This is a genomic window from Kribbella sp. (assembly GCF_035655035.1).
Taxonomy (GTDB): domain Bacteria; phylum Actinomycetota; class Actinomycetes; order Propionibacteriales; family Kribbellaceae; genus Kribbella.
Window position 1 is genome coordinate 1 of record NZ_DASRVN010000740.1, and the last position, 4,570, is coordinate 4,570.

At 71.2% G+C, this 4,570-nt stretch carries 4 protein-coding genes and 1 pseudogene; all 5 read left to right on the forward strand.

Annotated elements, in window-relative coordinates:
• Nucleotides 1-114 precede the first annotated feature (114 nt).
• Nucleotides 115-1,659 (forward strand): helicase HerA-like domain-containing protein, encoded by a 1,545-nt coding sequence (locus VFF46_RS38045; protein WP_325042131.1) that lies wholly within the window; start codon nucleotides 115-117, stop codon nucleotides 1,657-1,659.
• A 77-nt stretch (nucleotides 1,660-1,736) separates the two neighbouring features.
• Nucleotides 1,737-3,059: a GGDEF domain-containing protein gene (locus VFF46_RS38050; RefSeq protein WP_325042132.1), complete on the forward strand. Its 1,323-nt coding sequence runs from the start codon at nucleotides 1,737-1,739 to the stop codon at nucleotides 3,057-3,059.
• Nucleotides 3,060-3,080: 21 nt separating this feature from the next.
• On the forward strand, nucleotides 3,081-3,605 hold the full coding sequence (locus tag VFF46_RS38055; RefSeq protein WP_325042133.1) for a SigE family RNA polymerase sigma factor: 525 nt from the start codon (nucleotides 3,081-3,083) through the stop codon (nucleotides 3,603-3,605).
• A complete protein-coding gene (locus VFF46_RS38060) occupies nucleotides 3,602-4,177 on the forward strand; it encodes a hypothetical protein (protein WP_325042134.1) in 576 nt (191 codons plus the stop codon). Before VFF46_RS38055 ends, VFF46_RS38060 begins: the two co-directional genes overlap by 4 nt.
• 90 nt (nucleotides 4,178-4,267) lie before the next feature.
• Nucleotides 4,268-4,570: pseudogene (locus VFF46_RS38065) on the forward strand (hypothetical protein); the annotation flags it as partial.

The following is a 4,570-nucleotide window of genomic DNA, read 5'->3' on the forward strand; positions in this document are numbered from 1 at the left end:
AATGTCACCGGAACAGTCCACAGTGATTTTTCAACCTTTTGGAGGAGTACGGCGTCACCGGAGGGCTAGCATTCGAGCTGGTTATTTCCGTCAACCGGGGAAAGGCACGCTGAGATGGCCGAGAAAGCCGACGTCGTCGAGACCGTCAAGCAGGGGTACGCGTTCGAAGGAGCGGCTCTCGAGCTGGGTGCGCTGCTGGTCGACGGCGAGCCGAAACCGGAGGCGGCGGTCCGTATCCCGCTCGGGATGATGAACCGGCACGGCCTGGTCGCGGGTGCCACCGGTACCGGTAAGACGAAGACCCTCCAGCTGATGGCCGAGCAGCTGTCGGCGGCCGGGGTCGCGGTGTTCGCGGCCGATGTGAAGGGCGACCTGTCGGGTATCTCGCAGCCGGGCGCCGGCGGCGACAAGCTGCTCGCCCGGACGAAGGCGATCGGCCAGCAGTGGACCGCGAGCGGCTTCCCGACCGAGTTCTACGCGCTCGGCGGGCAGGGCACCGGTATCCCGATCCGCGCGACGATCACGTCGTTCGGGCCGGTCCTGCTGTCCAAGGTGCTCGGGCTGAACGACGTCCAGGAGTCGTCGCTCGGGCTGATCTTCCACTACGCCGACAAGGCCGGCCTGACGCTGCTCGACCTGAAGGACCTGCGCGCGGTCATCCAGCACCTCACCTCGGACGAGGGCAAGGAGGACCTGAAGGAGCTCGGCGGGCTGTCCGCGGCCACCGCGGGCGTCATCCTGCGGGCGCTGATCGGGTTCGCCGACCAGGGCGCCGAGGCGTTCTTCGGCGAGCCGGAGTTCGACACCGCGGACCTGCTCCAGCAGCGCGACGGCAAGGGCGTCATCTCGCTGCTCGAGCTGCCGAACCTGCAGGACCGGCCGGCCCTGTTCTCCACCTTCCTGATGTGGCTGCTCGCCGACCTGTTCCACGACCTCCCCGAGGTCGGCGACGTGGACAAGCCGAAGCTGGTGTTCTTCTTCGACGAGGCACACCTGCTGTTCAACGACGCGTCGAAGGCGTTCCTGGACTCGATCGCGCAGACCGTCCGGCTGATCCGGTCGAAGGGCGTCGGCGTGTTCTTCGTGACCCAGACCCCGAAGGACGTGCCGGACGCGGTGCTCGCGCAGCTCGGCTCTCGCGTGCAGCACCAGCTCCGGGCGCACACCCCGAACGACGCGAAGGCGCTGAAGGCGACCGTGTCGACGTTCCCGAGTTCGGCGTACGACCTGGGCGAGGTGCTCACCCAGCTCGGGATCGGCGAGGCGATCGTGACCGTGATGAACGAGTCCGGCGCGCCGACCCCGGTCGCCTGGACCCGGCTCCGGGCCCCGCAGTCGCTGATGGCCCCGGCCTCGGCGGAGCAGCTGACGGCCGCGGTCCAGGCCTCGCCGAACAACGCGAAGTACTCCGACGCGGTGGACCGCGAGTCGGCGTACGAGATCCTCGCGGCGAAGGTCCAGGCCGGCGCGGCCCAGGCCGAGGCGGAGAAGCAGCAGCAGGAGCAGGCCAAGCAGGAGGAGGCACCCCGGCCGCGGGCGCAGAAGCAGGAGAAGTCGATGGTCGAACAGGTGATCGGCTCCACGGCGTTCAAGCAGTTCGCCCGGTCCGCCGGCCGGGAGATCGTCCGCGGCCTGTTCGGGGCGGCGCGCAAGCGCTGATCGTTCTCAACTCGTCATCCACAGCCGCGCCGTCACCGATTGGGAGCTGACGCCTACTCGTCGTACCGTGTGAGGTGATGGTTGCACAGAGTAGGCAGGCGATCCGGTCCTGGGCGCTCTGGACCCTGACGGTCCCGGCGTTCCTGCTGGTGGTGCTCGTCGACCTGGGTGCCATCGGGTACGGCGTACACGCGTTCACCGAGCGCCCGAGCTGGCGCGGGCTGGACGTCGTGTTCGCGCTCACCGTGTCCGCGCTGATCGCTGTCGAGGGCGCGCGCCGGGTGGAGAGCCGCCGCCGGCGCGGTGGTGCGTTGCACAAGGACCTCGCTCCGGCGTGGATGATCGCCGCGGCCGTCATCCTGCACCCGGCGCTGGCGATCCTGGTCGTCGTACTGCTGCGGATCTGGTGGCGGATCCGGGCCGGCAAGTGCATTCCGTACCGCTGGGCCTTCTCGACCGCGGTGTGCGTTCTGGCGGTCGGAGCCGCGCACGCGGTGTTCCTCTCCGCGCGGCACCTGACCGGCGACGGCGGCCTCGGCCTGGTCGTCTCGATGGCCGCCGGCGCCTTCGCGTACGTCGTCACCGACACGCTGCTCTGCGGGCTCGCGATCTCGCTGATCATCCCGGGCAGCAACCGCCGGGAGACGGTCGGCGGGCTGGACGACCTGTGCACCGACGCCACCGCGGCCACGCTCGGCTGCCTGCTCGCGGCCGCCTGCCTGGTGACGCCGTGGTTCGCGTTCGTCGCGATCCCGATCACGCTGACCGCACAGCGCGCGCTGCTGCTCGCCCAGTTCGAGACCGAGGCGCAGACCGACCCGAAGACCAGCCTGACCAGGGTCGACTGGTGGCGCCGCCGGACCGAGCAGATGCTGCGCACCGCGCGGAACCAGCACGAGCCGATGGCCGTGCTGCTGATCGACATCGACCACTTCAAGCTCGTCAACGACCGGCACGGCCACCTGGTCGGCGACGAGGCACTGCGCGCGGTCGCGACCATCCTGCGGAGCGCGATCCGGGCCAAGGACGTGATCGGCCGGTTCGGCGGCGAGGAGTTCGTGATCGCGCTGCCGGACACCGGGATCGACGAGGCGACCGTGACCGCGGACCGGCTGCGGAACGCGGTCGCGAACAGTCCACTGGCCGCGATGTGCGCCGGCGTACTCGACGATCCGGACCTGGACCCGGACACGTTCCAGCTGACCGTGAGCATCGGGGTCGCGGTGTATCCGAACGACGGCGCCACCGTCGACGACCTGCTGCTGCGCGCCGACCGGGCGATGTACGCCGCCAAGGCCGCCGGGCGGAACCGGGTCCGCTTGGCCGCCGACACGGTCCTGTTGCATCAATTCCCGGAATCGGCAGAACCTTTGGCTCCTGCGCCGCGTCCTGTGAGGTGAGGACGGCAGGACGGAGTGCGCATGGCGGTAGCGGGGAGTCGTGACGACGACTTCACGGCATTCGTGCTGGCCAGATCCGCGCGGTTGGTGCACTTCGCGCGGATGCTCTGCGGCGACGCCGGCCTCGCGGAGGACCTGGTGCAGACCGCGCTCGAGAAGGCGTACCTGCGCTGGGACCGGATCGAGATGGCGGACCCGTTCGGATACGTCCGGCAGGCCGTGGTCAACCAGCATCTGTCGTGGGTACGCCGCCGCCCGTGGCGCGAACGCCTCACCGGCGACGCGACCGAGATCGACCTGCTGCTGGAGCCGGCGGGCGATCCGAGCGGCGGCGTACAGCACCGGGTCGCGATCCGGGCAGCCCTCGCCACGCTGAGCCGGCGCGAGCGGGCGGTCGTCGTCCTGCGCTACGTCGAAGACCTGACCGAACGGGAGACGGCCACGGTCCTCGGGGTGGCGATCGGAACGGTGAAGAGCGCGAACGCACGGGCCCTGGCCAAGCTGCGGACCGCGCCGGAGCTGAGCGGGGTGGGTGATCGAACATGAACGACGAGCGCAACACCGAGGACAGGCTCCGGGTCGCGCTGGCGCCCGACCACTCGATCGCGCCGCTGGACCCGGAGCGGGTGATCGCCGGCGCGCGCCGGCGGCGGGCCCGTGGCCGGGTCGCGACTGCCGCGGCAGCCGTCGCGGTGGCCGCGGTGGCCGTCGCGGGCGGAATCGCCGGCGGCGGGGCGCTGCGAGGCGAGGTACCGCAGCCGGCGGATCCGCCTTCGACGGTTCCGGTCCGTACGGCGCGGCCGACCCCGGCGCCGACGCATCCGCCGGGCAGCCCGGTGCCGACGCCGACGGAACCGCCGTCCACGCTGCCGTCCAGGCCGCCGTCCGTGCCGCCGTCCGTGTCATCGCCGCTCCGGCGGACCGCCCTGCCGACCGCGACGCCGACGAACGTGCCGCGCGGGAGGTCGACCACCGGTACGCCGAATGGTCCGGCTGGTACGCCGACGGGTACGGCCCTGCCGACCATGACGACGCCGCCGGTACCGAGGGCGGGCGGTACACCGACGCGGCACGCCACCCCGACGGTGCCACCGACCCGAGCGCCCGCGTCCCGGTAACCGGCCCGTCGTCGAGCCCGGCAGAACCATTCGGTGGCCCGGCGGCGTCCTTGAGCCCGACCGAACATCACAAAGGTGCGGAGGGCAACAATGAACGACGTAGGCCGGAAGCGAACGACCCGGATCCTGCTGGGCGGTCTCGCGGCCGCGGCGGTGGTCGGCGTCGCAGTAGCCGGCACGGCCATGGCACGCAGCAACAACGCGGACACCACCGCGGTCGTCCAAGGCGGTCCGGTCGCCACCCCGGCGCGGACCACTTCCGCGGCGCCGACCGCCACCCCAAGCGTGATCAGCACCCCAACCCGCTCGCAATCGGCCCGCCCGACCAGCCCGCCCACACCCACCTGCCAACCAACCCAGGTCGCGCACCCAACTCCCACCCAACCCCCAACC

Coding starts and splice junctions, on each gene's coding strand:
- VFF46_RS38045 (WP_325042131.1), top strand. CDS start 115: ATGGCCGAGAAAGCCGACGTCGTCGAGACCGTCAAGCAGGGGTACGCG.
- VFF46_RS38055 (WP_325042133.1), top strand. CDS start 3,081: ATGGCGGTAGCGGGGAGTCGTGACGACGACTTCACGGCATTCGTGCTG.
- VFF46_RS38060 (WP_325042134.1), top strand. CDS start 3,602: ATGAACGACGAGCGCAACACCGAGGACAGGCTCCGGGTCGCGCTGGCG.
- VFF46_RS38050 (WP_325042132.1), top strand. CDS start 1,737: ATGGTTGCACAGAGTAGGCAGGCGATCCGGTCCTGGGCGCTCTGGACC.